General features: G+C 70.6%; 27 protein-coding genes. 22 read left to right on the top strand and 5 right to left on the bottom strand.

All coding sequences use genetic code 11. From position 1 onward, the window contains the following. Nucleotides 1–7: 7 nt before the first annotated feature. Nucleotides 8–481 carry a hypothetical protein gene (locus G398_RS0111295; RefSeq protein ID WP_026853667.1) on the bottom strand — a complete coding sequence of 158 codons (474 nt, stop codon included), beginning with the start codon at nucleotides 479–481 and terminating at the stop codon, nucleotides 8–10. A gap of 77 nt (nucleotides 482–558) precedes the next feature. Here G398_RS0111295 and bshC point away from each other — a divergent pair, with 77 nt between their 5' ends. Genes bshC through ftsW form a run of 7 tightly spaced genes read left to right on the top strand, consistent with a single transcriptional unit; the run spans nucleotide 559 to nucleotide 8,704 of the window. Then, nucleotides 559–1,731, top strand: coding sequence for a bacillithiol biosynthesis protein BshC (bshC, locus tag G398_RS0111290; RefSeq protein WP_026853666.1), 1,173 nt, complete (start codon nucleotides 559–561; stop codon nucleotides 1,729–1,731). Then, nucleotides 1,728–2,447 (top strand): bacillithiol biosynthesis deacetylase BshB1, encoded by a 720-nt coding sequence (gene bshB1, locus G398_RS17980; RefSeq protein ID WP_043484872.1) that lies wholly within the window; start codon nucleotides 1,728–1,730, stop codon nucleotides 2,445–2,447. Before bshC ends, bshB1 begins: the two co-directional genes overlap by 4 nt. After that, entirely contained in the window at nucleotides 2,444–3,463 is a 1,020-nt protein-coding gene (gene tilS / locus G398_RS19780) for a tRNA lysidine(34) synthetase TilS (RefSeq protein WP_052571857.1), read from the top strand. Before bshB1 ends, tilS begins: the two co-directional genes overlap by 4 nt. Nucleotides 3,464–3,479: 16 nt before the next feature. After that, nucleotides 3,480–5,396, top strand: a complete 1,917-nt coding sequence (ftsH, locus tag G398_RS0111275; RefSeq protein ID WP_245576303.1) for an ATP-dependent zinc metalloprotease FtsH — start codon at nucleotides 3,480–3,482, stop codon at nucleotides 5,394–5,396. Then, nucleotides 5,393–6,211 carry a dihydropteroate synthase gene (folP, locus tag G398_RS17970; protein WP_052571856.1) on the top strand — a complete coding sequence of 273 codons (819 nt, stop codon included), beginning with the start codon at nucleotides 5,393–5,395 and terminating at the stop codon, nucleotides 6,209–6,211. Before ftsH ends, folP begins: the two co-directional genes overlap by 4 nt. 45 nt (nucleotides 6,212–6,256) lie before the next feature. Further along, nucleotides 6,257–7,576 (top strand): phosphohexomutase domain-containing protein, encoded by a 1,320-nt coding sequence (locus G398_RS0111265; protein WP_026853664.1) that lies wholly within the window; start codon nucleotides 6,257–6,259, stop codon nucleotides 7,574–7,576. A 9-nt stretch (nucleotides 7,577–7,585) separates the two neighbouring features. After that, complete coding sequence (gene ftsW / locus G398_RS0111260) at nucleotides 7,586–8,704, top strand: putative lipid II flippase FtsW (protein ID WP_026853663.1); 1,119 nt, start codon at nucleotides 7,586–7,588, stop codon at nucleotides 8,702–8,704. Here ftsW and G398_RS0111255 read toward each other — a convergent pair. Further along, on the bottom strand, nucleotides 8,696–9,727 hold the full coding sequence (locus G398_RS0111255) for a DUF2344 domain-containing protein (protein ID WP_169720657.1): 1,032 nt from the start codon (nucleotides 9,725–9,727) through the stop codon (nucleotides 8,696–8,698). The genes ftsW and G398_RS0111255 overlap by 9 nt on opposite strands. A gap of 393 nt (nucleotides 9,728–10,120) precedes the next feature. Between G398_RS0111255 and G398_RS0111250 the strand changes: the two genes are divergently transcribed. Continuing rightward, the gene (locus G398_RS0111250) at nucleotides 10,121–10,831 is read left to right on the top strand and encodes a protein kinase family protein (RefSeq protein ID WP_026853661.1); all 711 of its coding nucleotides are present in this window, start codon (nucleotides 10,121–10,123) and stop codon (nucleotides 10,829–10,831) included. Here the strand turns inward: G398_RS0111250 and G398_RS0111245 are convergent. Further along, nucleotides 10,806–11,384: a peptidylprolyl isomerase gene (locus tag G398_RS0111245; RefSeq protein WP_026853660.1), complete on the bottom strand. Its 579-nt coding sequence runs from the start codon at nucleotides 11,382–11,384 to the stop codon at nucleotides 10,806–10,808. The two genes, G398_RS0111250 and G398_RS0111245, sit on opposite strands and share 26 nt — an antisense overlap. 134 nt (nucleotides 11,385–11,518) lie before the next feature. Between G398_RS0111245 and G398_RS0111240 the strand changes: the two genes are divergently transcribed. The 6 genes from G398_RS0111240 (at nucleotide 11,519) to G398_RS0111215 (ending at nucleotide 18,354) form a co-directional block, all read left to right on the top strand. Beyond that, complete coding sequence (locus G398_RS0111240) at nucleotides 11,519–11,980, top strand: (2Fe-2S)-binding protein (RefSeq protein ID WP_026853659.1); 462 nt, start codon at nucleotides 11,519–11,521, stop codon at nucleotides 11,978–11,980. Beyond that, nucleotides 11,977–14,121: a xanthine dehydrogenase family protein molybdopterin-binding subunit gene (locus tag G398_RS22005; protein ID WP_043484868.1), complete on the top strand. Its 2,145-nt coding sequence runs from the start codon at nucleotides 11,977–11,979 to the stop codon at nucleotides 14,119–14,121. The genes G398_RS0111240 and G398_RS22005 overlap by 4 nt, the downstream gene beginning before the upstream one ends. A gap of 69 nt (nucleotides 14,122–14,190) precedes the next feature. Beyond that, nucleotides 14,191–14,664: a (2Fe-2S)-binding protein gene (locus G398_RS0111230; protein WP_026853658.1), complete on the top strand. Its 474-nt coding sequence runs from the start codon at nucleotides 14,191–14,193 to the stop codon at nucleotides 14,662–14,664. Further along, nucleotides 14,661–16,814: a xanthine dehydrogenase family protein molybdopterin-binding subunit gene (locus G398_RS0111225; RefSeq protein WP_026853657.1), complete on the top strand. Its 2,154-nt coding sequence runs from the start codon at nucleotides 14,661–14,663 to the stop codon at nucleotides 16,812–16,814. Before G398_RS0111230 ends, G398_RS0111225 begins: the two co-directional genes overlap by 4 nt. A gap of 20 nt (nucleotides 16,815–16,834) precedes the next feature. Next, on the top strand, nucleotides 16,835–17,815 hold the full coding sequence (locus G398_RS0111220) for an XdhC family protein (protein WP_026853656.1): 981 nt from the start codon (nucleotides 16,835–16,837) through the stop codon (nucleotides 17,813–17,815). Beyond that, nucleotides 17,812–18,354, top strand: coding sequence for a nucleotidyltransferase family protein (locus G398_RS0111215; protein WP_026853655.1), 543 nt, complete (start codon nucleotides 17,812–17,814; stop codon nucleotides 18,352–18,354). The genes G398_RS0111220 and G398_RS0111215 overlap by 4 nt, the downstream gene beginning before the upstream one ends. Before the next feature lie 145 nt (nucleotides 18,355–18,499). Here the strand turns inward: G398_RS0111215 and G398_RS17960 are convergent, their stop codons facing one another. Then, complete coding sequence (locus G398_RS17960; RefSeq protein ID WP_043484865.1) at nucleotides 18,500–18,898, bottom strand: winged helix-turn-helix transcriptional regulator; 399 nt, start codon at nucleotides 18,896–18,898, stop codon at nucleotides 18,500–18,502. A 104-nt stretch (nucleotides 18,899–19,002) separates the two neighbouring features. Between G398_RS17960 and G398_RS0111205 the strand changes: the two genes are divergently transcribed. The 8 genes from G398_RS0111205 to G398_RS0111170 all read left to right on the top strand — a co-directional run bounded on the left by G398_RS0111205 (nucleotide 19,003) and on the right by G398_RS0111170 (nucleotide 25,501). Next, nucleotides 19,003–19,554, top strand: coding sequence for a flavodoxin family protein (locus G398_RS0111205; protein WP_026853654.1), 552 nt, complete (start codon nucleotides 19,003–19,005; stop codon nucleotides 19,552–19,554). An 83-nt stretch (nucleotides 19,555–19,637) separates the two neighbouring features. Then, nucleotides 19,638–19,958, top strand: coding sequence for a thioredoxin (gene trxA / locus G398_RS0111200; RefSeq protein WP_026853653.1), 321 nt, complete (start codon nucleotides 19,638–19,640; stop codon nucleotides 19,956–19,958). A 30-nt stretch (nucleotides 19,959–19,988) separates the two neighbouring features. Beyond that, complete coding sequence (locus G398_RS0111195; RefSeq protein ID WP_026853652.1) at nucleotides 19,989–20,639, top strand: NAD(P)H-dependent oxidoreductase; 651 nt, start codon at nucleotides 19,989–19,991, stop codon at nucleotides 20,637–20,639. A gap of 103 nt (nucleotides 20,640–20,742) precedes the next feature. After that, the gene (locus G398_RS0111190; RefSeq protein WP_026853651.1) at nucleotides 20,743–21,381 is read left to right on the top strand and encodes an NAD(P)-dependent oxidoreductase; all 639 of its coding nucleotides are present in this window, start codon (nucleotides 20,743–20,745) and stop codon (nucleotides 21,379–21,381) included. Between the two features lie 26 nt (nucleotides 21,382–21,407). Beyond that, nucleotides 21,408–22,397: an aldo/keto reductase gene (locus G398_RS0111185; RefSeq protein WP_026853650.1), complete on the top strand. Its 990-nt coding sequence runs from the start codon at nucleotides 21,408–21,410 to the stop codon at nucleotides 22,395–22,397. 22 nt (nucleotides 22,398–22,419) lie between these two features. Beyond that, entirely contained in the window at nucleotides 22,420–23,280 is an 861-nt protein-coding gene (locus G398_RS0111180; protein ID WP_026853649.1) for an MBL fold metallo-hydrolase, read from the top strand. A gap of 52 nt (nucleotides 23,281–23,332) precedes the next feature. Then, a complete protein-coding gene (hutU, locus tag G398_RS0111175; RefSeq protein ID WP_026853648.1) occupies nucleotides 23,333–24,997 on the top strand; it encodes a urocanate hydratase in 1,665 nt (554 codons plus the stop codon). 105 nt (nucleotides 24,998–25,102) lie between these two features. Further along, a complete protein-coding gene (locus tag G398_RS0111170; protein ID WP_043484862.1) occupies nucleotides 25,103–25,501 on the top strand; it encodes a YchJ family protein in 399 nt (132 codons plus the stop codon). A gap of 13 nt (nucleotides 25,502–25,514) precedes the next feature. Here the strand turns inward: G398_RS0111170 and G398_RS20860 are convergent, their stop codons facing one another. Further along, a complete protein-coding gene (locus G398_RS20860; protein WP_157492392.1) occupies nucleotides 25,515–25,691 on the bottom strand; it encodes a hypothetical protein in 177 nt (58 codons plus the stop codon). Nucleotides 25,692–25,872: the final 181 nt, after the last annotated feature.

Here is a 25,872-nt window from a genome sequence, read left to right as displayed (position 1 = left end):
GAAGAACCTAATCGGCCTGATGCCAGCTCTGGATGTGACTGGTGCGTTTCAGGACCTCCGCAACCAGATCCGGGGCCGCCGAACCGAAGGTGCGAACCCGGAAGGCCTCTCCGCCCGGCAGGTGGACCACATGGATCGAGGCGCCGCCCGGAAAGGCCGGATGGCGGGCCAGGGGACGGGCCAGGGCCCCCAGGTCCAGCGCCTCGAGCCAGCCTGCGGGCAGGGGCTCCATGCGGGCCCCGGGCACCAGGGCACCGGCTTCCCGGGCCTGGAGGAGCACCAGGTGCCAGTGCCCTCCCGCTTCTCCCGTCCAGCAGAGAAAGGGCGGGAGCGCTCCGAATCCGATGCCGCTGTTCCGGACCTCGGGCCAGGCGCGCAGGGAGGGGAGCCCCTCCTCGTCCGCGGCCTCCATGGCGAGCACCGCGAGATCCGGAGAGGCAGGGGGGATCCAGGGCGCCACGCTCCACATGCCGTCGAGCATGGCAGATTCGGTTAGGCTGGGCCCATGGGTACGATGCGCCAACCAGGAAGGCCCGCAGCGGACAGAGGGGGAAGGCGGTGAGTCCCAGACCTGTCATCGCCACCGGCCAGCAGATCGGCGCCGGATGGAGCCCCGCCCTGTCCGTGGCCAAGGCCCTGGCGGCCCTGGCGGAGGCCCGCCGCCGGGATGCCGAGGCCGTCTACTGGCTGGCCGACGAGGACCACGACCGTGCCGAGGTGGCCTCGGTGGCGGGAATCGAGGACGGCCGCCTGGTCCGCCATCGCTTCCGCTTCGAGGCCCGGGCCGGAACGGCCACAGGCTGGCTGCCTTGGACGCCGGAGCACCAGTCCCAGGCCGCAGGGCTGTGGGGCGCCCTCCCGGAGCCCCAGGAGCCCACCCTCCGGGGCCACGCCCTGGCGCTTGGGACCCCCCTCTGGGCGCGGGGCCTGCGCCCCTTCTCGCCCACGGATCCCGCGGTGCGCGAGCCCGCCCAGGCGGAGCTGGAGCGCTGGCGGGCCCTGGATCTCGAGGCGCTGCTGGTGAGGCAGGCCGACCAGCTGCAGGCTGCGGGGTCCCCCCTGCCCCTGGATCCCCGCGTGCAGGCCGCCTGGTTCTCGCTGGATCCCCGCACGGGCCTGCGCCAGCGCCTCGACCCCGGCGCGCCCCTGCCCGCGGGACGCTGGCTGAGCCCGGGCGCGGCCATCCGTCCCCTGATGCAGTCGCTGATGCTGCCCGTGGCCGCCGTGGTGCTGGGTCCCTCCGAGCGGGCCTACTGGCGCCTGTGTGAGCCCCTCTGGGAAAAGGTGGGACTCCCCGCGCCGGACATCCTCCCGCGGCCCAGCGTCTTCGTGGTGCCGCGCGGGTTCCGGGTGTCCGCCGGACAGCTGGACGCCCTGCGACTGGGCGCCTGGGACCGGCTGGCCCAGTGGCCCGGCCCGTTGCCCACGGCCCGGTTCCAGGCGACAGAGCCGGATCGCGGCTGGCCCGAGGCGCTTCAGGCCCGCTTCGTGCGCGAGCAGGCCCGCACCCGGGAACGGCTGGCGAAGCTGGACCGCCGCCTGCACCGGGAGGCCGCCGCCGGTGCCCTGGGGGGGGATCCCGAGCGCCTCCGCCAAGCCCTCTTCCCCTTCGGCGCGCCCCAGGAGCGGGTGCTGCCGGGCCTCGGCTGGCTCCGGGACGAGGCCCTGCTCGACCGCATCCTGGCCGGCATGGACGGCGCCGCATCCGTGATCCTGGTGGAGGGACCATGAACCACGACCTCGACATCCTCGCCCTGGGCGCCCACCCCGATGATGTGGAAGTCCATGTGGGAGGCCTCCTGGCCCTGGCCTCGGACCGGGGCATGAAGGCCGCCATCCTGGACCTCACCAGCGGTGACCTCGGCACCCGCGGCACCGCCGAAACGCGCCGCGCCGAGGCGCAGGAGGCCGCCCGGATCCTCGGCGTGCCGCGGACCGTCCTCGACTTCCCCGACGGCCGGTTCACGGAGGAGGAGGACTACCGCCTGCGCCTCATGGCGGAGATCCGCCGGCTGCGCCCCCGGGTGCTGATCCTCCCCGCGCCGGACGACCGGCACCCCGACCACCGCCGCGCCCACCGCCTGGCCCGGGAGGCCGCCTACTACGCCGGGTTGAAGAACTATCCCTGCGAGGGAACGCCCTGGCGGCCCGAGGCCGTGGCCTGGGCCGGCGGCGAGAACCCGGGCCAGCCGGACCTGCTGGTGGACGTGAGCGCCGTGTGGGAGCGCCGCATGGCGGCCTTCGACGCCTTCGGCAGTCAGTTCAACCAGGACCCCTCCCAACCCGTCACCCGGATCGCGCACCCCGCCTTCCGCCGCGGCGTGGTCGGCCGGGCCATGCACTGGGGCTCGCTCCGCATGTGCGAGTGGGCGGAGGCGCTTTGGTGTGACCGGCCGGTGCCGAAGGCCCTGCTGGACACGGTGGTCCGGCTGGAATCCCCGGCGTGAACCGCTTCGAGTCCGACCTCCTCGCGCAGATCCAGCGCCGGGGCGATGGCGTCCATGGCCGCGTGCTGGTGGCCTGCTCGGGGGGCGGGGACTCGGTGGCGCTGCTGGCGCTGCTCTGGACCCTGCGGAAGAGCCTGAGCCTGGAGCTGAGCGTGGCCCACGCGGACCACGGCTTGCGGCCCGAAGCGCCGGAGGATGCCGAGTTCGTGCGCGGCCTCTGCCGGGCCATGGACCTGGACCTCGCGGAGGCCTCCCTGGGCGTGAGGGCGCATGCCGAGGCCAGCGGCCAGGGGCTGGAGATGGCCGCCCGCGAGCTGCGGTGGGACTGGCTCCGACAGGAAGCCGACCAGTGCGGCGCCTCCGCGGTGGCCACGGGGCACACCCTGGACGACCACACGGAGACGGTGTTCCTCCGCCTGGCCCGGGGCGGAGGGCTGGGCAGCCTGCGTCCGCTGGCGCCCCGCCAGGGCCTGCGCTGGTCGCCGCTGGCGGAGACGCGCCGCGCGGACCTGCGCGCCTACCTGGCCTCACGGAACCTTCCCTGGCGGGAGGATGCCACCAACGCCGAGCCCTTCACGGCCCGGAACCGCTGGCGGCCGATCCTCGCGAGCCTCCGGAAGGAGGCCCCGGAGCTGGACCGCCACCTGTTCGAGACACACCTCCAGGCCGAGGAGGCCGCCGGCCTGGCCCATGCGCTGATCGCGGGCTGGGAGGGATCGCGGTGGTCCATTGCCGATGGCGCCGTCACGTTCAAGCGAGGCCCATGGACGGAGCCGGAGCTGCGCTGGACCCTGGAAACAGCCTTCCGGCGCCTGGGCTGGCCGCGGGAAGCGGCCCTGCTGCGGGGGCTCGCTCCCTGGCTCGCCGCGCGCCTCGAAAAGGGCCGTAAGCCTTCATCATGGGGGAATTTCCGTCTGGACACTGAACCAGACGGCGGGTTCGTGCATCTAAGGTTCAGCTGCCTTCCGGGGCCTAGTACACTGGAGGGCCACCCGGGCGAAGGCCCCAAGGAGTGACCCTTTGAATTCCATGATGAAGAGTGTGCTGGTCTGGCTGGGCATCATCGCCCTCTTGGTGCTGGCCTTCCGCCAGATCCCCCAGAACAGCCGCCAGATCGAGATCCCCTTCTCGACCTTCTACACCGAAGGCGTGGGAGGCAAGTACAAGTCCGTAACCCTCTCCGGCTTCGACGTCGAGGGCACCTACAAGCAGCCGGAGAAGAACGCCAAGACCGGCGAGGTCATCGAGAAGTTCCGCACGGTGGCCCCCCCCATGCAGGACCTGGGCAAGGTCATCCTCAGCTGGAAGACCGAGGGCCAGCTGGAGGAGTTCAAGGCTGCCAAGCCCAGCGAGAACAACTTCGCCTACGTGCTGATGTTCTGGGCGCCCCTGCTCGTGTTCGTCGTGCTCTGGTTCGTGTTCATGCGGCAAGCCCAGATGGGCGGCAACAAGGCCCTGAGCTTCGGCAAGGCCCGCGCCAAGGGCCTCTCCAGCAGCGCCAAGCGCGTCACTTTCGCGGATGTGGCTGGCTGCGACGAGGCCAAGGAGGAGCTCAAGGAGATCGTGGAGTTCCTGAAGGATCCCGCCAAGTTCGTGAAGCTGGGTGGCAAGATCCCCAAGGGCGTGCTGCTCATGGGCCCTCCGGGGACCGGCAAGACCCTCCTGGCCCGCGCCATCGCCGGCGAGGCCAAGGTGCAGTTCTTCTCCATCTCCGGCTCCGACTTCGTGGAGATGTTCGTGGGCGTGGGCGCCAGCCGCGTGCGCGACCTCTTCGAGCAGGCCAAGAAGAGCGCCCCCTGCATCGTGTTCATCGATGAGATCGACGCCGTGGGCCGCCACCGCGGCGCCGGCCTGGGCGGCGGCCACGACGAGCGCGAGCAGACCCTGAACCAGCTGCTGGTCGAGATGGACGGCTTCGAAGGCAACGAGGGCGTCATCCTCATCGCCGCCACCAACCGCCCCGACGTGCTGGACCCCGCCCTGCTCCGCCCCGGCCGCTTCGACCGGCGCGTGGTGGTGGACCGCCCCGACGTGAAGGGCCGCCACGAGATCCTGAAGGTGCACACCACGGACAAGATCCCCCTCAGCCCCGACGTGGACCTGGAAGTCATCGCCCGCGGCACCCCCGGCTTCGCCGGCGCGGACCTGGCCAACCTCTGCAACGAGGCCGCCCTCACCGCCGCCCGGGGCAGCAAGAAGTGGGTCGAGATGGCCGACTTCGAGAACGCCAAGGACAAGGTCTACATGGGCGCCGAGCGCCGCAGCCTCGTCATGACCGAGGCCGACAAGCGCATCACCGCCTACCACGAGGCCGGCCACACGGTGGTCGCCCACGTGGTGCCCGACAGCGACCCGCTCCACAAGGTCACCATCATCCCCCGCGGCCGCGCCCTGGGCGTCACCTGGCAGCTGCCGGTGACCGACCGCTACAACACCACCCGGGACTACATGGAGAGCCGTATCGCCATCGCCATGGGCGGCCGTATCGCCGAGGAGATCTTCTTCAACCAGCTCAGCACCGGCGCCGCCAACGACATCCAGCAGGCCACCGAGATGGCCCGATCCATGGTCACGGAATACGGCATGAGCGACAAGCTGGGCCCGCTGAACTTCGGCGGCGGTCAGCACGAGGTCTTCCTGGGCCGCGATTTCGCCCAGCACCGCGAGATCTCCGAGGACACCGCACGCCTCATCGACGTGGAGGTGCAGGAGTTCGTCCTCCGCAACTACCGCCGCGCCAAGGCCGCCATCGAGGCCCACCGCGACAAGCTGGTGGCCATCGCCGAGGCCCTCCTGGTGCGCGAGACCCTCGACGGCGGGGACATCGACATCCTCATGAAGGGCGGCACCCTGCCCCCGCCCAAGAACGGCGGCACGCCGTCCGCCCCGGCCACCGTGGAAGGGCCCAAGACCGATCCCGGCCTGAATCCCGCCCTCAAGCCCGCGTGAGGCCCGCACCGTTCCGATGGGGACCGCTCCTCGAGGGCGGTCCCCTTTTCCTCGGCATTCTCAACCTGACACCGGACTCCTTCAGCGATGGGGGACGCTACCTGGATCCCTCGGCGGCCCTGGCCCAGGCCCGGTGCCTCGTGGCCGCCGGAGCCCGCATGCTGGACCTCGGCGCCGAAAGCACCCGCCCCGGATCCGCGGCTGTGGATGCCACCACGGAATGGGGCCGTCTGGAACCGGTGCTGGCGGCGCTGCGGGAGACGTTGCCCCACATCCCCCTCAGCCTGGACACGCGCCATGCCGCCGTCGCCGCGAAGGGCCTCGAGGCCGGGATCTGCGTCATCAATGACGTGGCCGGCCTGTCCGATCCCGCCATGCTGGAGCTGGCCGGCGGCTCCTCCTGCGGCCTTATCGCGATGCGCAGCCGCCTCCAGGGCGAGGGCTTCCTCATGCCCCCCTACGATGATCCCGCCCCGAAGGATGCGTCCCTGGCCGCCGCCGAGCTGCTCGAGGTCCGCGATCGCCTGCGGGAAGCCGGCATCGATGATCACCGCGTGCTGCTGGACCCGGGCTTCGGCTTCGGCACCACCTTCGCCGAGGATCTGGCCCTCTGGAACGCCCTGCCGCGGCTGCCGGAGGCCCTGGCCTGGCCCGCCAACCGCGTCTGCATCGGCATTTCCCGCAAGCGCTTCCTGGCCCTCAAGGCCGCCGAGCCCGGCCTGCCCCCCCTCCAGCGCGACGCCCTGACGGCCGCCGCCCACGCGGAGGCCATGGCCTGGGGATACCGGGTCTTCCGGACGCACGCCCTGGCCTGAGCCTCGGCCTGAACATCGGCCGGGAGCATCGGTTAATCTGGCGGCATGAGTCTGCGCTACTTCGGAACCGATGGCATCCGCGGGGTCGCCCTGCGCTCCCCCCTCACCCTGGAAGAAGTCTCCCGCTGGGGTGCCGCCTGGGCCCAGGTGGCCCGGGGGGCCGGCGTGAAGCGGATGGTGGTCGGCTGGGATCCCCGGTCCAGCTCCGGGCCCATGTCCGAGGCCTTCATCCTGGGCCTGGGGATGGGCTTGAAGGTGCTCATCCTGGGCATGGCCCCCACGCCCGCCGTGGCCTGGAACGTGGCGAAGCTGAGCGCGGAAGGCGAGAAGACCTGGGGCCTCATGATCTCCGCCAGCCACAACCCCCCCGAGGACAACGGGCTCAAGGGCTTCAACGAGCTGGGTGAGAAGCTGGAGGAGGACCAGGAGCAGGCCATCGAGGCCGCCTTCGACGCCATCCCCGAGCCCACCACCGTCTCGGCGCCTGCGGGGCGCCTGGACCTCCAGCCCTACCTGGCCCACCTGGGCGGCATCGATCTCCCCCGCCATTTCGGGGTGGTGATCGACTGCGCCCATGGCGCCACGGCGGAAGCCGCCCAGGAGCTCTTCCGCGGGGAGTCCATCCACTGGATCGGCGTGCCCGCCGACGGTCCCTCCATCAACGTGGGCGTGGGCTCCACCCACCTCAACACCCTCTCCGCGGCCGTGGTGGCCCGGGGCGCCCAGCTGGGCATCGCCTTCGACGGCGATGGGGACCGCTGCCTGCTCGTGGATGGCCAGGGCGATCTGGTGGACGGCGACCAGATGGTCTGGCTCCTCGCCCAGGACCGCAAGGCCAGCGGCGACGTCCCCCCGGGCGTGGTGGGCACCGTGATGACCAACGGCGGCCTGGCCCAGGCCCTGGCCCACGCGGACATCCCCTTCGTCCGCACCCCCGTGGGCGACAAGTTCCTGCTGCGGGAGATGGCCCGGCGCGGCTGGGACCTGGCCGCCGAGGCCTCCGGCCACCTCATCCAGAAGCGCGTGGGCCCCAGCGGGGACGGCATGGCCGCCGCCCTCGGCATCCTCCGCGCCCTGCTGCACCGGCCCGCCGACCGCCGCTGGGCCTGGGCCTTCCGCCCCTGGCCCCAGCGCCTGGTGAACGTGGTCGCCAAGGACCGCCGCGACCTGGAAGCCTGCCCGGACCTGCTCTCCGCCATGGCCGCCATTGATGCCCGGTGGGGCGAGGGCGTGCGCCAGGTGGTCCGCTGGTCCGGCACGGAACCCAAGCTCCGCCTCATGGTGGAAGCCCAGGAGGCCGCCTGGGTGGACCAGGCGCTCCAGGAGCTCGAAACGGCCGCCCGCCGCGATCTGGCGCTGGCCTAGGTCCCCGCCATGGCGCCCGACGTCCGCCGCCCCGTCGACCGCTGGCTGGTGCTCTTCGCGCTGGCCCTGGTGGCGGTGGGCATGGTGTGGATCTACTCGGCCTCCGCCATCAAGGCCTCCCAGAACCACGCGGCGGCCACGGCCTTCCTGACCCGCCAGCTCCTGGGCGGCGTCATCGGCATCGCCTTCATGCTGGCGCTCTCCCAGGTGGATCTGGCCCCGCTCCAGGACCACTCCCGCCCGCTCCAGATCGCCTACGGCGTCCTGGTGCTGCTGCTGGTGGCGGTGCTCTTCTTCGGGCCCAAGATCAACGGCGCCCACCGCTGGATCCGCCTGGGGGCCATGAGCATCCAGCCGTCGGAGCTGTTCAAGCCCCTGGCCGTGCTCATCGCCGCCGGATGGATGGTGCGCCACCGCGAGGCCTGGTCGAGCCATCGCGACGCCCTGCCCAAGCTCCTGGGCCTGGCGGGCATCATGTCCATCCCCTTGGCCCTCATCCTGCGCGAGCCTGATTTCGGCACCTCGTTCCTCATCGTCTTCGTGACCCTGTTGGTGGTGTTCCTGGGCGGCGCGCCCAAGTGGATCTTCGCCATCGCCATCCCCGTGCTGGGAGCCCTGGGCACCGCGTTCGTGGTGCTGTCGCCCTACCGGCTGGCCCGCGTGACGAGCTTCCTGAATCCGGCGGCCGACCCCCTCGGCAAGGGCCACCAGGCCCTCCAGAGCCTCGTGGCCGTGGGCAACGGCGGCTTCATGGGCGTGGGCCTGGGCGGCGGCAAGCAGAAGCTCTTCTTCCTTCCCGAGGCCCACACGGATTTCATCTACGCCGTCATCGCCGAGGAGGCGGGCCTCATCGGGACCGTGGCGATCCTGGCGCTCTTCATCGCGATCCTCTGGCGGGGCTACCGCATCGCCCGGCGGGTGAACGACACCTTCCTCAAGCTCTGCGCCATGGGCTTCGTGCTGCTCCTGGTGGTCCAGGCCCTGATGAACATGAGCGTGGTGCTGTCGTTGGCTCCCAACAAGGGCATCCCCCTGCCCTTCATCTCCTTCGGCCCCAACAGCCTCATCGCCAGCCTGATCTGCCTGGGCCTGCTGCTGGCCATCAGCAAGGAGGCCGGCTCAACCTAGGCGCAGGGGCTCGTCGTCATCGTCGTCCACCAGGGTGATGTTCGAGCCGCCGCCGAGCAGCACCGCATCCTCGTACATGTTCTTGAGCTTGGGCTCGAACCGCTCGGCCTGGGCCAGACGCGGATCCGGCCGCAGGTCCAGGGAGAGCCGCAAGAGGCCGTGCAGCGCGGCCGGCTCCAGGCCGAGGACGGCCGCGTGGATCTTGAGGGGATTGCCCGCCTCGGAACTGCTGGCGCGCGTCATGCTGAAGAGGATGTCGCCCTCCCAGCGCAGGTCGAGCACCAGCGGCCGCAGGTCCAGCTGCTTGACCTGCTTCCGGCCCTCGACCCGGCCTCCCTTCTCCCAGAGCCACGACTCCGCATAGAGGAACTCGGCACAACGGCGCCGGGCGCCATCGGCCAGCTCCGCAGGACATGCCCACCGCCAGCGGGAAGCCTCGGCAAGCTCGCCCACCGGCGAGGCGTAGGAGGGATGGGGATCCCAGCGATGGATCCGCAGACCTTCCGGAAGCCGGCCATTCAACCGCTCCAGCAGCGCCTCCGGAGGCTCGATCGGCTCCGGCCGGAACACCACCTCCGCCCACTCCGCCAGGCCTCCGGCGCCCTCCGGCAGCGGCAGCTCGAGACGCAGCGACGGCCGCGGGCGCTTGCCGAGGTCCAGCGCAGGACGCAACCCCTCGAGGCGGAACGCCTCCAACAGGATCGCGTGCACATCGCCTTCGTCGAAATCCAGGGCCTGCCCCTCCTTGGCATAGCCCAGGCGCACCGCCGCGCGCCGGCTGTCCAGCTGCCATCCCGCCTCGCGCTTCGCCATGGCCTTCGCCGCGAGCGGCAGCAGGAGCGCTGTAAGCTGCGCGACCCATGTACCGTCAGCGGTCCGGCGTTCAGCGCGCACCAGAGCAGTTCCCTCCTCCACCAGCTCCTCATGGACCAGCGACTGGACGAGCACGACGGGGTCCGCCGGCTCGCCCTGCAGCGCCCGGCGTAAGGCCTGGAGCGCGGCGGGCTCACTGCTCGGCGCCACCTGCTCCATGGCGGCCAGAACCGCGGCGAGGCGGGCCCTCCGGGCCAGTGCCTCAGCGGGAATGAAGGAAGAAGGCGGGTGCGCGTCCACGGTTCAAGGATAGGTGAGGCCGGTGCATGGCGGAGATGAAACCCCGTCTGGGGCGCGTGCAGAAATCGAGAAAAATCTCGCCGCGTTACCGGGAGTCGCCACCGGGATTTCCACATCCTTTGTGGGAAGCGGGGGTGCAATCCGGAAGAATTCCTTTCAGCTCAAGCCACTTGGGTCCGTGCTGTTTTTTGGTGGCAGACCCTCTCCCGGCTAGGCGGTTGACAGGTGTCGGCGGGCTGGTTCCACAGCGTTCACCGACTCATCCTTTGCCTTCCGCTCATGGACCCGCCAAGCTGGATTCTCATGATCCACGATCCCTACATCGTCCCCCCCCTGCCGGCCTCGTGGCCCTACGAACCAGGCAAGGCGCTGCGGCCGCTGGGCTGCCGCGTGAACCACGAGCTGCCAGGTCTGGGTGGCGGCTGGCGCGTGTGCACGCCCGGCGGCCAGGCGCCCGCGGGAGACGCCGTGCCCATGGAAGGGGCCTTCGGCCGGGGCGGCATCCTCCGCATCGGCGATCTCGTGATGAGGCCCTACCGCCGTGGCGGCTTGCTGCGCCACCTCAACGACCGCACCTACCGCACGCATCTCCGGTTCGCCGCGGAGTACGCCGTCCACCGCGGGCTGTGGGAGGCGGGCTTCCCCACGGTGGAGCCCCTGGGCTACGCGTGGCGCCCCAGCGGCCTCGGCGTGGAGGGTGTGCTGTTCACCCGGCTGTCCGCGGGCGAAGCCTGGCCGCGCCGCTGGGATTTGAGCGCGGAACGCGCGGAGGCCATCCGCCAGGCCATCACCTCGCTTTGCGAGTGGGGCCTCTGGTCTCCCGACCTCAACGCCACGAACATCCTGCTGCCGCCCGGCAACGGGGCCCTGATCCTGGATTGGGACCGCGCCGGCTTCGCGCCCGCGGGCGCGGAACTGTGGCCCCGCTACCGCGCGCGCCTCGAGCGCAGCCTGCGCAAGCTGGGGGCGCCTGCGGAGGCCCTCGCCGTCATTGGATCTGCACAGCTTCCTTGATGAGCACCGGCTTCACGGGCAGATTCAGGAAGTCGCTGCGCTTGTTGCTGGTCTTCACGGCCCTGATGCGGTCCACCACGTCCATGCCCTTGATGACCCGGCCGAACACGCAGTAGCCCCAGGTCGTGGCGTTGGCCTTGCTCTTGAAGTCGAGCTTGGGGTTGTCCACCACGTTGATGAAGAACTCGGCGGTGGCGCTGTGGGGATCCGGCGTCCGGGCCATGGCCACGGTGCCGCGCTTGTTCTTCAGTCCCGCCGCCAGGGCGCGATCCGCCTCATTGGGAATGGAGGCGTCCGTGCGCTTCTTCCCCAGGTAGTCCACGTACCCGCCGCCCTGGATCATGAAGTCGGAGATCACGCGGTGGAAGATGGTGCCGTTGTAATGGCCCTTCTTCACGTACTTCAGGAAGTTCTCCACGGTCCGGGGGGCCGCCTGCGGCTCCAACTCCATGACGATCACACCCATGGACGTGGTGAGCTTCACCTGGGGTTTGGGGCCCGCGCTCAAGGCCATGGCGGCGAAGGACAGGAAGGCGGCGATCAGGGGTCGCATCCGATTCTCCAGAAGGGGGGGACCCCAGCATAGCGTGCCCCCGCCGGCCCGTGCCTGACGAGGGCGGCGTTGCGCCGCAGGGGCGGGAAGCGTAGGGTGGAACCCTCGTCACACGATATTCGGAGGGAGCTGCCATGCCAGCCTATCAGCTCACCGTGAACGGCCGCAGCCGCACCATCGATGCCGACGCCGGCACGCCGCTTCTCTGGGTCCTCCGGGACACCCTGGGCCTCACCGGCACCAAGTTCGGGTGCGGCCAGGGCGTCTGCGGCGCCTGCACCGTGCATGTCGACGGCCAGGCCGTGCGGTCCTGCCAGACGAGCCTGAAGGAGGCCGCCGGACACGCCGTCCTCACCGTGGAGGGCCTGTCCAGGGATGGCTCCCATCCCGTGCAGAAGGCCTGGATCGCCGAAGACGTGGCCCAGTGCGGCTACTGCCAGCCGGGCATGATCATGAGCGCCGCCGCCCTGCTCAAGCGCAAGGCCCATCCCACGGACCACGACATCGACGAGGCCTTCGCCGACCACATCTGCCGCTGCGGCACCTATCCCCGCATCCGGAAAGCCGTGAAGCGCGCCGCGGGAGGTGTGAAATGACCAGCCGCCGCGACTTCCTCAAGGTCACGGGCGCCGCGGGCGCGGGGCTCGTGCTGGGCCTCCACCTCGACGCCAAGCCCCGGCCGGGCGAGGCCGCCAAGGCGACCTTCCATCCCAACGCGTTCCTGGCCATACGGCCCGATGGCACCGCGCAGATCACGGTGCCCAAGGTGGAGATGGGCCAGGGTGTGCGCACCGCCCTGCCCCTGGCTCTGGCCGAAGAGCTCGACCTCGACTGGTCGAGGATCGAGGTGGCCACGGCCCAGCCCGGACCGGAGTTCAAAGCCATGAACACGGGCGGCAGCACCAGCGTGAGCACCACCTGGGATGCCCTCCGGCGGGCCGGAGCCGCCGCCCGGGAGATGCTCAAGGGGGCCGCGGCCGCCCAGTGGGGGGTGTCCATCGCCCAGTGCCGCACGGAGAAGGGCTTCGTGCTGGGCCCTGACGGGAAGAAGCTGGGCTACGGGGCTCTGGCGGAGGCCGCCGCGAAGCTGCCCGTGCCCAAGGATCCCCCGCTGAAGAAGCCCGGCGAGTACCGCCTGCTGGGCAAGCGGACGCCCCGCTTCGACGGCCCGGCCATCGTCACCGGCAAGGCCGTCTTCGGCCTCGACGTGCGCCGCCCCGGCCAGCGCTTCGCCGCCGTGCTGCGCTGCCCCGTTCCCGGCGGCCAGCCGAAGAGCTGGGACGAGGCCAAGGCCACGTCCGTGCGCGGCGTGAAGGCCGTGCTGAAGGTGCCCACGGGGATCGCCGTCGTGGCCGACAGCACCTGGGCCGCCTTCAAGGGGCGCGACGCCCTGGCGGCCACCGCCACCTGGGACGAGGGCGCCGCCCGGGACTTCAGCTCCGCGGCCCTGGAGGCCCGGAGCCGGACGGCCCTCGCGGGCCCCGCCGACGACGCTCGCCGGGAAGGCGATCCCGCCAAGGCCCTGGCGGCCGCCGCCAAGGTCCTGGAGGCGGAGTACAGCTTCCCCTACCAGGCCCACGTCACGGTGGAGCCCATGAACGCCACCGCCCAGGTGGGCGCCGACGGCACCGAGATGTGGGTGGGCAGCCAGTCGGCGAACCGGGCCCAGGACCGCGCCGCCGCGGCGGTCGGCCTGAAGGCCGAGCAGCTGAAGGTGAACGTCCCCCTCATCGGCGGCGGCTTCGGACGCCGGCTCGGCACGGACTTCAGCACCGAGGCCGCCCAGGTGGCCAAGGCCGCCGGCGGCGCGGTGCAGGTGGTCTGGGACCGGGAGGACGACATCCGCCACGACCTGCACCACCCCGCCACGCTCCACCGGCTGCGGGCGGGAATCGACGGCGCGGGCGCCCTGACGGCCTGGACCCACCGCATCGCCGGCCCGGCGGTGCGGCGCTCCTGGACCGGCGGGCAGAAGGCCCCCTCGCAGGCATCCACGGAAACCAACGGCGCCTACGACATCCCCTACGCCATCCCGGCCATCGCCGTGGACTTCGCGGAGGTGGAGGCCCCCACGCCCCTGGGCTGGTGGCGCGGCATCCAGATCGTGCCCAACGTCTTCGCGCGGGAGTGTTTCTTCGACGAAGTCGCCCACGCCCTGGGGAAGGACCCGCTCCGCTTCCGCCTGGACCTGCTGGGCGACCGCGGGAAGGTGAAGTTCGGCCGCGACGAGGCGGACATCCGGCGCCTGAAGAAGGTGCTGGAGGTGGCCGCCGCCAAGGCCGGCTGGGGCCGCAAGCTGCCCGCGGGCCGCGGCCTGGGCCTGGCCTGCCACGCCTACGACGGCCGCACCTATGCCGCCGAGGTGGCCGAGGTCTCCGTGGTGAAGGGCCGGCTCAAGGTCCACAAGGTCACCTGCGCCGTGGACTGCGGCCTCGTCGTGAACCCGGCAGGGCTCGAGGCCCAGGTGGAGGGAGGCATCGCTTTCGGCCTCTCCGCGCTGTTCTCGCAGATCACCTGGGAGAAGGGCCGCACCGTCCAGACCGGCTACCACGACTTCCCCGTGCTGCGCCTGGGCGACATGCCCCTCATCGAGACCCACATCATCCCCAGTGCCGAGGCTCCTTCCGGCATGGGCGAGCCGCCCGTGCCCGTGGCCATCCCCGCCGTGCTGAACGCGGTCTTCGCCGCCACGGGGAAGCGGATCCGCAAAGTACCCATCGAAGGCGGATTGATCTAATTTTTCACAACACACCCTCGCCTTTGAAAAGGCGTAGCATGGGGACCGCCATTCCAGATGGAGGTGCCCATGGCGGAGTACACCCTCTCGGTCAACGGCCAGTCCCATACGGTTGAAGCGCCCGCGGACATGCCCCTGCTGTGGGTGCTCCGCGACCGCCTCAAGCTCACCGGCACCAAGTTCGGGTGCGGCCAGGGCCTCTGCGGCGCCTGCACCGTGCATCTGGGAAGCGAGCCCACGCGGTCCTGCATCACCCCCGTGGCCGACGTCGGCACCCAGCGCGTCACCACCATCGAGGGCCTGGACCCCCACGGGGCCCATCCCCTGCAGAAGGCCTGGATCGAGGCGGACGTCGCCCAGTGCGGCTACTGCCAGACGGGCCAGATCATGACCGCCGCGGCCCTGCTGGCCAGGCACCCCAAGCCCACGGACCGGGAGATCGACCAGGCCATGGGCGAGAACGTGTGCCGCTGCGGCACCTACCTGCGGATCCGCGAGGCCATCCACCTTGCCGCGGGCCAGGGAAAGGGGGTGAAGCCATGAGCACCACCCGACGCGACTTCCTCAAGACCACGGGCGCCCTGACCTTGTCCTTCGCCCTGCCGGTGCGGCTGAAGGGGGCCGCCCAGGCTCCGGCTCCCGCGGAGGCTTTCGAGCCCAGCGGCATGCTGCGGATTGACAGGGACGGCACCGTCACCGTCTGGGCCACCCGCACGGAGATCGGCCAGGGCGTGCGCACCAGCATGGCCATGGCCATCGCGGAGGAGCTGGAGGCGGACTGGTCCCGCGTGAAGGTCCTCCAGGCCTCCACGGCGCCGCGCTTCGGCGACCTCGGCGTCACCGGCGGAAGCCAGACCACCCGCAGCACCACGCTCGCGCTCCGCAAGGTGGGCGCCCAGGCCCGGGAGATGCTTCTCCAGGCCGCCGCGGACACCTGGGGCGCGCCGAAGGCCGAGTGCCTCGCGCGCTCGGGTCGCGTCCAGCACCCGCTCACCAAGCGGAGCCTGGACTACGGCGAGCTCACCGACCGGGCGGCGAAGCTTCCGGTCCCGGCGGAGCCGCCCCTGAAGGCGGCCAAGGACTTCCGCATCCTCGGCCGGGACGTGGCGAGGCTGGACGGCCCCGACATCGTCTCCGGCAGGGCCCAGTTCGCCACGGACATCCACCTGCCCGGCATGCTCGTGGCCAGCATCGAGCGCTGCCCGGTGTTCGGCGGCAAGGTGAGGTCCTTCGACGCCACAGCGGCCCTCAAGGTGCCGGGCGTGAAGAAGGTGCAGGCCATCTCCAGCGGCGTGGCCGTCTTCGGCGAGGACACCTGGGCGGCCTTCGCGGGCCGGGAGGCCCTCAAGGTGCAGTGGGACGAGGGGCCCGCCGCCAGGCTGGACAGCGCCGCCATCCGGAAGCAGTACGAGGAGCGCCTGAAGGCGCCGGGGAAGGTGGTGCGCCAGGAGGGCGATGCCGCCCAGGCCCTGCCCAAGGCCGCCAAGCGGATCAAGGCCACCTACGACGCGCCCTTCCTGGCCCACGCCACCATGGAACCGATGGTGGCCGTGGCGGATGTGAAACCCGATCGCTGCATGATCTGGGCCCCCACCCAGGCCGCGGGCATGGCCCTGCCCTTCGTCGAGAAGGCCACGGGCCTGAAGGCCGGCCAGATCGAGATCCAGGTCACCCTGGCAGGCGGGGGCTTCGGCCGCCGCGCCATGGCGGACTTCATCCTCGATGCGGTGGAATGCTCCAAGGCCGCCGGCGCGCCTGTGAAGGCGCAGTGGACCCGACCTGACGACTTCCAGCACGACGGCTACCGGCCCGCCACCCTCCACGAGCTCGAGGCGGGCCTGGATGCCAAGGGGCAGCCTGTGGCCTGGCTGCACCGCTACGCCGGGCCCTCCATCGCCGCCTCGAACCACTTCCCCTGGCCTCCTGAGGCCACGGAGCTGGCGGGGGCCGCGGACCTGCCCTACGCCATCCCGAACCTCCGGGTGGAGTGGGGCCAGAGCGACACGCCCGTGCCCGTCTGGTTCTGGCGCGCAGTGCCCGCCAGCTTCAACCCCTTCGTCACCGAGTGCTTCCTGGACGAACTGGCCCACGCCGCGGGCAAAGATCCCCTGGACTTCCGCCTCCGGCACCTTCCGAAGGCCCCGCTGAAGCTGGGCCAGCACGAGTTCGATCCGGCGCGCTACCGGGCCGTGCTCGAGCTGGCCGCGGACAAGGCCGGATGGCGCAAGCGCAAGCTGCCCAAGGGTTGGGGCCGGGGCATCGCGGCCCACGCCTACCTGGACTGCGGCACCTACGTGGCCCAGGTGGCCGAAGTGGAAGCCAAGGCGGGCGGCGGCATCCGCGTCCACCGCGTGGTCTGCGCCGTGGACTGCGGCATGGCGCTGAACCCACGGAATGTGAAGGCCCAGATGGAAGGCGGCATCGCCTTCGGCCTCAGCGCGGCACTCTACGACGAGATCACGCTCAAGGACGGCCGCGTGACCGCATCCAGCTTCTCGGAGCACCCCATCCTCCTGCTCCCCTCCATGCCGAAGGTGGAGGTCCACATCGTGCCCAGCAACCTGCCCCCCGGCGGCGTGGGCGAGCCGGGCCTGCCGCCCCTGGCGCCCGCCGTGGCCAATGCCTATTTCAATGCCACCGGCAAGCGCCTGCGCAGCCTGCCTCTGCTCCCTCCGGCGCTCCGCAAGGCTTGATCGCACGGCATAATCCACTCATGCACAAAGAACTCCAGGACATCCTGGCGCTCGTCCGGGCCAGCAGTTCGCCGCTGGCCCTGGCCACCCTGCTACATGTGGAGGGCTCCAGCTACCGGCGGCCAGGCTCCCGCCTGCTGACCGACGGGGAACAGGTGCTGCGCGGCTCCCTCAGCGGAGGCTGCCTGGAGGGCGAGGTCATGGCCCGGGCCCGCGAGGTGCTGGCCGAGGGCCGGCCCCGCCTGCTCCGCTACGACCTCCGCGGCGATGCGGACCTGGTCTGGGGCAGCGGCAGCGGCTGCGAGGGCGTGCTGGACATCCTGGTGGAGCGCCTGGATCCCGCCGTGCTGCCGGATTGGTTGAGTTGGGTGGAACAGGCCCAGGCTTCGAGAACGCTTCTGACCCTCCACCTCGCATTGGATCCTGGACAACTCGGAATGCGCAGCATTCCGCCCAAGCCCGACACGCACGCATCCGGCTTCATCGAAACCTTCGCCCCGCCGATCGCGCTCTGGATCCTGGGCGCCAGCGACGACAGCCGGCCCCTGGTGCGCATGGCCAAGGAGCTGGGCTGGACCGTGGGCCTGCTGGATCACCGTCCCGCCTTCGCCCGGCCCGGGCGGTTTCCGGAAGCGGACCAAGTGCTCGCGGGCCACCCCGCCCAGCGGATCCCCGAGCTGAGGCTGGATCCGCGCAGCGCCGTGGTACTCATGACCCACAACTACATGAAGGACCTGGAGGCCCTGCGCCTGCTGGCGGCCACCGAAGCGGGCTATCTCGGCCTCATGGGCAGCCGGGCCCGGAGCGCGAAGCTGGTGGGCGAGCTGGCCGCGGAGGGCATCCACTGCGGGGAGCGCCTGCACAGCCCCGTGGGCCTGGACCTGGGGGCCGAGGACCCCGAGACCATCGCCCTGGCGGTGCTGGCGGAGATCCAGGCCCGCCTCCACGGCCGGGCCGGCGGATCCCTGCGGGCGACCCGCACCCCGGTATCGCCCCCATGACGGCTGCGCTGGTCCTGGCCGCCGGGGCGGGGCGCCGCATGGGCGGCCCCAAGGCCCTGTTGACCATCGCTGGCGAGACGCTCCTGCACCGCGCGGCACGGGCGGCGCTGGGGGCCGGCTGCAGGCCCGTGTTGGCCGTGACCGGGGCCTGGGACCCGGGGCTGGAGGGCCTGGCCGTCGGGACCGTGCCCAACCCCGGAGCCGAGGAGGGCATGGCCAGCTCGATCCGGGTTGGCATCGCAGCGCTGCCGGCGGCCCAATCCGTCCTGCTCCTCACGGTGGATCAGCTCGCCGTGGACGAGGTGCTCCTGCGCCGCCTCCTGGCCCTGGCCGCCACCGACCCGTCGCGGCCCGCAGCCTGCGCCTATGCCGGAACCGTGGGCATCCCGGCCGTGCTGCCCCGCCGCCTGTTTCCGGAGCTCTTGGCCCTGCGGGGCGATCGCGGCGCCAAGGCCCTCCTGCTGCGGGAATCCGCGGCCACCCTGCCCTTCCCGGAGGGCGCCGCTGACCTGGACACGCCCGAGGATCTCAGGCGCTGAGGACGGGCTCCGCCCGGCCGAAGCGCGGGGGCCCGGGGGGACATCGCGAGCAAAGCGAGCAGGCCTCCACCTAGCGCCTCGCTCCCGCGAGGCTCCTGCTTCCGCTGCGCGGCTCGCAGAGTCGGAGCCTCCCCCCCGGACAGCATCAGGCGCTGAGGGGAGGCTTCTTCTGGAGGTGGTCGTAGCGCTTCCGGGCCTGCTCCAGCTCGGACAGGTGCGTGCCCGCCCACTCACAGAGGGCGCCCATAGGCCCGATGAGCGTGTGGCCCAGCTTCGTCAGCTCGTACTCCGTGCGGGGCGGAACTTCGGGGTAGACGTGCCGGGACACGAGACCATCGCGCTCCAGCTTGCGGAGGGTCTGGGTCAGCATCTTCTGGCTGATGCCGCCCACCTGCCGGTGCAGGTCGCCGTAGCGCTGCTTGCCCCGCGAGAGCAGGTAGATGAGCAGGGTGGTCCACTTGTCGGCGATCAGGTCCAGCGCCTGCCGGGTCGGGCAGTGGGCGCTGAGGACGTTGTGTTCGAGGGTGCAGGCTTTGCGAACCATTGGGTGCCTACCTTCCAAAATAGTGCCTACTTTCCTTTCGATCGTAGGCTTCCTAAGTTTGGGTCACGGGCCAATCGAATGCAAGCGCCCGAAAAGGAGCCCACATGACCCAGATCGCCATCGTGTTCCACAGCGGCTATGGCCACACCAAGGTGCTGGCGGAGAGCGTGAAAGCCGGCGCGGACACCATCCCCGGCGCCAAGACGCTGCTCATCCCCGTGGAGGAGATCGAAGCCCACTGGGCCGATCTCGAGGCCTCGGACGCCATCATCTTCGGCAGCCCCACCTACATGGGCAACGTCAGCGGCCCCTTCAAGACCTTCATGGACGCCAGCTCCAAGCCCTGGATCGAGCGGAAGTGGAAGGACAAGCTGGCGGCCGGCTTCACCATCAGCGGCAGCCCCAGCGGCGACAAGCTGAACACCCTCCAGTCTCTGATGATCTTCGCCATGCAGCACGGCATGGTCTGGATCGGCAACAGCGAGATGCCCTACAACGAGGAAGGCATCAACCGCCTCGGCAGCTTCACGGGCATCATGGCCCAGGCCGGCCAGGTGGCCCCTGAGCTGGAGCCCAATGCGGCGGATCGCAAGAGCGCCGAGCTGCTGGGCCAGCGCGTCGCCTCCGCCGCCACCCGCTGGGCAAAGGGGGCCTAAGTTCGCTGGGTTCTCATGCGATTGTCATGACCGGAAATCCTCCCGGATCCGCTAATCTGGGAGGATTCCGCAGGAGCCCGCGCATGTCCGACCGCATCAAGCACCTGACCGACCAGACCTTCGCCGAGGCGGTGGCCCATGGCATCACCGTGGTGGATTTCTGGGCTCCCTGGTGCGCCCCCTGCCGGGAGCTGGCCCCCATCACGGAAACCCTGGCCGAGGAACTCCAGGGGAAGGTCGCCTTCGCCAAGGTGAACGTGGACGACTACACCCCGCTTTCCGAGCAGTACGACGTGCTGAGCATGCCGACCCTGGTCATCTTCAAGGACGGACAGGCCCTGGACCGCATCGTGGGCTCCCTGCCCATCGACCAGATCCGGACCCGCATCCAGAAGTCCCTTTAACGCCATCCCCATCCTGAATCTGAGGCACCCATGAGCATCATCTCCGGCGACAGCCTGCTCGAACAGCTCACCTGGCGCTACGCCACGAAGAAGTTCGACCCGGCGAAGAAAATCTCCGCCGCGGACTGGGCCGTCATCGAGAAGGCCCTCGTCCTCACCCCGTCCAGCTACGGTCTCCAGCCCTGGAAGTTCATCGTGGTCACCGACTCCGCCCTCAAGGCGAAGCTGCGCCCGGCCTCCTGGAACCAGTCCCAGGTGGTGGACTGCAGCCACCTGGTGGTGCTCACCGCCAAGGTGGACATCACCGAGGCCGACGTGGACCGCTTCGTGGCCCGCATGGCCGAGGTGCAGGGCGTCTCCGTCGAAAGCCTGGCCGGCTACAAGGGCTACATGGTGGGCGATCTGGTGAAGGGCCCCCGCCACGCGATCATCCAGGACTGGGCCGCCCGCCAGACCTACATCGCCCTGGGCAACCTCATGACCTCCGCGGCCCTGCTCGGTGTGGACGCCTGCCCCTTCGAGGGCATCGAGCCCGCCAAGTACGACGACATCCTGGGGCTCAAGGGCACGGGCTACACCACCATCAGCGCCTGCCCCCTGGGCTATCGCGCAGAGGGGGACAAGTACGCCGCCGTCCCCAAGGTGCGGTTCGAAGCCAAGGACGTGGTCGAGCACCGCTGAGACAGGCATTGCCCCTGCGGCGCTCCGGTCCCATACATGGGGGCCCGGGGCGGCCCGTGGCCTGGACCGGCGGGGTGATTCCCATCCACACCAAGGAGGCAACATGCACATCGCGATCATCGGCGCGTCGGGCTTCATCGGTTCAGGCCTCCTGAAGGAGGCCCTGTCGAGAGGGCACCAGGTCAAGGCCCTGGTGGGCCGCCCCGAGCGCCTGGCCCCCCACCCCCAGATGTCCGCCGTGAAGGCCGACGTGATGGACACCTCGAAGCTCTCCGCGGAGCTGGCCGGCCAGGAGGCCGTCCTCAGCGCCTTCAGCGGCCACGCCCAGGAGGATGTCTACGGCTACTACATGAAGGGCATCCGCTCCATCATCGCCGCCACCAAGTCCGCCGGCGTCCCACGCATCCTGGTCGTGGGCGGGGCCGGCAGTCTCGAGGTCGCTCCGGGCGTGCAGCTCCTGGACACGCCGGAGTTCCCGGACCAGTGGAAGGGCACCGCCGAAGGGGCCCGGGAGGCCCTGGCCCTGCTCCGGAAGGATCCCGCCCTGGACTGGACCATGCTCAGCCCGGCCGCCTTCATCTCGCCCGGCGAGCGCACGGGGACGTTCCGCCTCGGCGGCGATCGGCTGCTGTCCGACGCCAATGGCAAGAGCGCCATCTCCGTGGAGGACTTCGCCGTCGCCATGATCGACGAGCTGGAGACGCCGAAGCACCGCCGGGCCCGCTTCACCGTCGCCTACTAGCGCCATACTGGGGGCCGGAGGCGACCATGCTGACCCGTACCCTCGGCACCCAGGGACTTTCCGTATCCGCCCTCGGCCTCGGCTGCATGGGCATGTCGGACTTCTACGGCCACCGGGATGACGCCGAATCCACGGCCACCCTCCGCCACGCCGTGGACCGCGGCGTGACCTTCTTCGACACGGCTGACGTGTACGGCCCGCACACCAACGAAGTGCTGGTGGGGAAGGCCCTCGCCCCGGTGCGTGACAAGGTGGTCCTCGCCACCAAGTTCGGCATCGTGCGCGATCCGGCCAATCCCGCCGCCCGCGGCGTCTGCGGCCGCCCGGACTACGTCCGCGCCTGCTGCGACGCCAGCCTGAAGCGCCTGGGCGTGGAGGTCATCGACCTCTACTACCAGCATCGCCAGGATCCCGAGGTGCCCGTGGAGGACACCGTGGGCGCCATGGCCGACCTCGTGAAGGCCGGGAAGATCCGCTTCCTGGGCCTCTCCGAAGTGAGCCCGGCCACCCTGCGCCGGGCCCACGCGGTGCATCCCATCAGCGCCGTGCAGTCGGAGTACTCGCTCTGGACCCGCGATCCCGAGGGCGGCCTGCTCCAGGCCTGCCGGGAGCTGGGCGTGGGCCTGGTGCCCTACAGCCCCCTGGGCCGCGGCTTCCTCACGGGCCAGCTCCGGCGCTTCGAGGACTTCGAACCCGACGATTACCGGCGGAACTCGCCCCGCTTCCAGGGGGAGAACTTCCAGAAGAACCTGGATCTGGTCACGCGGCTCGAGGACATGGCTGCCGCCCGGGGCTGCACGGCCTCCCAGCTGGCCCTGGCCTGGGTGCTGGGCCAGGGGGGCGACGTCGTGCCCATCCCAGGCACCAAGCGGCGGGACCGCCTGGACGAGAACCTCGGGGCCCTGGACCACGTGCTCTGCCCCGGGGAGCTGGTGGAGCTCAGCGGCCTCTTCCCGCCGGGTGCCGCCGCCGGTGCCCGGTACCCCGAATCCATGATGCGTCTGGTGGGCCGCTAGCATCCAAGGTGCGGAGGGATCCATGGCCCGACGCGCCGACGCCCAGCCCGACAACGTCCCCGGCCCCTTCTTCGTGGACCGCACCTGCATCGACTGCGGCACCTGCTACCAGTTCGCGCCGGAGACCTTCATGGACGGCGGCGACCACGCGAAGGTGCATGCCCAGCCCGCCGCAGGCCCGGCGCGCCTGCAGGCCTCCATGGCCCTGGTGGCCTGTCCCGTGGGCTCCATCGGCACCGATGACAAGACGGACCTGCACGCGGCCGCCGGGGCCTTCCCCCACCCACTGACCGACGATGTCTTTTTCTGCGGCTACACCAGCGACAAGAGCTTCGGCGCCTGGAGCTACTTGATCCGGCGGCCCGGAGGCAACGTGCTGATGGACTCCCCCCGGGCCGCGGAGCCCCTCATGAAGAACCTGGAGACCCTGGGCGGGGTTTCGACGCTGGTCCTCAGCCACCAGGACGACGTGGCGGACCACGAGGCCTACCACGCACGGTTCGGCTGCGAGCGCGTCATGCACGCCGCCGACGGCTTCACGGGCCTGGAACGCTTGGTGGAGGGGGACGAGCCCATTCCCCTGGCCGAGGACCTCCTGCTCATCCCCACCCCCGGCCACACGGCCGGAAGCGTCTGCCTGCTGTACCGGGAGTTCCTCTTCACCGGCGACCACCTGTGGTGGAACCCGGTCCAGGGGCGGCTCTCGGCCTCCCGCACCTACAACTGGCACAGCTGGGCCCGACAGCTTGACAGTCTGGAAAAGCTCCTGGCCTTCGATTTCACCTGGGTGCTGCCGGGCCACGGGAGCCTGCACCGCGCGGAGAGTCCGGCGGCCATGAAGGCGGAGCTGGAACGGGCCCTGGCCATCCTCAAGCGTTCTTGATCGCCGTCCGTCGGGAGGCGTGGGAAACTACGGGGTTCCGTCGGAGCCCCCCATGTCCACCGCATCCGAAGCCCCCGTCCTCTCCGCGCCCCGCGGCTCCCACCTGCACTGCAAGGGCTGGGTGCAGGAGGCGGCCCTGCGCATGCTCATGAACAACCTGGACCCCGAGGTGGCCGAGCGGCCCGAGGACCTCGTCGTCTACGGCGGCCTGGGCAAGGCGGCCCGCAACTGGGACTGCTTCCACGCCCTCGTGAAGGAACTGAAGCACCTCGGGGACGACGAGACGCTGCTGGTGCAGAGCGGCAAGCCCGTGGGCGTGGTGAGAACCCACCCTGACGCGCCCCGCGTGCTCATCGCCAACTCCAACCTGGTGCCCAAATGGGCCACCTGGGAGCACTTCCGCGAACTCGACCAGAAAGGCCTGATGATGTACGGCCAGATGACGGCCGGGAGCTGGATCTACATCGGGAGCCAGGGCATCGTGCAGGGTACCTACGAGACCTTCGCCGAGGCCGCCCGCCAGCACTTCAACGGCACTCTGGCCGGCACCTGGACCCTCACCGCCGGCCTCGGCGGCATGGGCGGCGCCCAGCCCCTGGCCGTCACCATGAACGGCGGCGTGGCCCTGTGCGTGGAGGTGGACCAGACCCGCATCCAGAAGCGCCTGGACACCCGCTACCTGGACGAGTGGACGGACAACCTCGACACGGCCCTGGCCCTGGTGCAGCAGTACGTGGACGCCCACGAGGCCCGCAGCATCGGCCTGCTGGGCAACGCCGCGGAGGTCCTGCCGGAGATCCTCAAGCGCGGCTTCCAGCCGGACCTCGTCACCGACCAGACCAGCGCCCACGACGAGTACAACGGCTACATTCCCTCGGGACTCTCGCTGGAGCAGGCCGCGGCGATGCGGAAGGACCAGCCCGAGGCCTACGTGCAGCGGGCCCTCGGCTCCATGCGCACCCACGTGGAGGCCATGATCGAGTTCCAGCGCCGCGGTTCGGTCACCTTCGACTACGGCAACAACATCCGCGCCCAGGCCCAGCGCGCCGGCTGCGAGAACGCCTTCGCCTTCCCCGGCTTTGTGCCCGCCTTCATCCGGCCCCTCTTCTGCAAGGGCATCGGCCCCTTCCGCTGGGCGGCGCTGTCGGGCGATCCCGAGGACATCGCGGTGACCGACGCCGCCATGATGGAGCTGTTCCCCCAGAACGAGGGCATGATCCGCTGGCTCAAGGCCGCCCAGGAGAGGATCGCCTTCCAGGGCCTGCCCGCCCGCATCTGCTGGATCGGCGCTGGCGAGCGCCACCTGGCCGGCCTGAAGTTCAATGAGCTGGTGAAGACCGGCAAGGTGAAGGCCCCCATCGTCATCGGCCGCGACCACCTGGACAGCGGCTCCGTGGCCAGCCCCAACCGCGAGACGGAAGGCATGAAGGACGGCTCTGATGCCGTATCCGACTGGCCGCTGCTCAACGCCCTCACGGCCGCCAGCGGCGGCGCCTCCTGGGTGAGCTTTCACCATGGCGGCGGTGTGGGCATGGGCTACAGCCAGCACAGCGGCGTGGTCATCGTGGCCGACGGCACCGAGCGCGCGGACCGCTGCATCAGCCGCGTCCTCTGGAACGACCCCGCCATGGGCGTCTTCCGCCACGCCGACGCCGGCTACGAGTCCGCCCGCGAGCATGCCGAGACCATCGGCCTGCATATCCCGATGAAGGCCTGAAAACCTGTTCTGCCACAGATGAACACCGATGAACTCAGATAAAGCCCCACGACACCCCATCCGCGTTCATCTGTGTCCATCCGTGGCAACCCCCTGAGGAAAACCATGTCCCGCCCCTGCCCCTGCACTTCCAAGAAGCCCTATGACCGCTGCTGCGGCCCCTTCCATACGGGCACGGCCCTGCCGGAGACGGCGGAGGCGCTGATGCGCTCCCGGTTCTCGGCCTACGCCCTCGGCAAGGTGGACTACCTCATCAGCACCCGGCCCGAGGCCAAGCGGGCCGAGGAGAACCGCGACGAGCTGCGGCAGTACTGCCAGTCCGTCAGCTGCGTGGGCCTCAAGATCGTCAGCAGGGAGAAGGGCGGCAAGGACGACGACACCGGCGTCGTCACCTTCCACGCCAGCCTCCAGGCCAATGGCCGCCGCACCCTCCACATCGAGACCAGCACCTTCACCCGGGAGGACGGCCGCTGGGTGTACGTCGACGGCGTGGTGAAGTCCTAGCGGGCCCCGCCCCTCAGAACACGACCAGGGTGCGGGTGCGCAGCTTGTGCACCAGCATGTCCAGGGGGATGAAGAACAGGCGGATGGCCCGGTGGTGCCGCCGGCGATCCCCCCGCCCCCGCAGGGCCCGGCGCTCGGTCCCGGCTTCACGGTCGTACCATCCTGGGCTCTGGCTGATCCGTCGGTCCATCTCGGGATCCGCTCCTTGGGAGCAATATAGGGCATCCTGGATCGAATGGTTGGTTTTTTCAGTTCGAGGCTCCGCCGGACGCCGGTCCGGCTTCCGACGTCAAAGATGGGCGCCGTCCCATGCCCGCGGGATTCGAACTGCGCCTGGCTTCGCCAGTCGCCGGTCCCGTTTCGGGCTCGGA

The organism is Geothrix fermentans DSM 14018 (assembly GCF_000428885.1).
GTDB lineage: Bacteria > Acidobacteriota > Holophagae > Holophagales > Holophagaceae > Geothrix > Geothrix fermentans.
The sequence above is the reverse complement of the archived record's forward strand: the minus strand, read 5'-3'. Positions and strand labels throughout refer to the sequence as shown.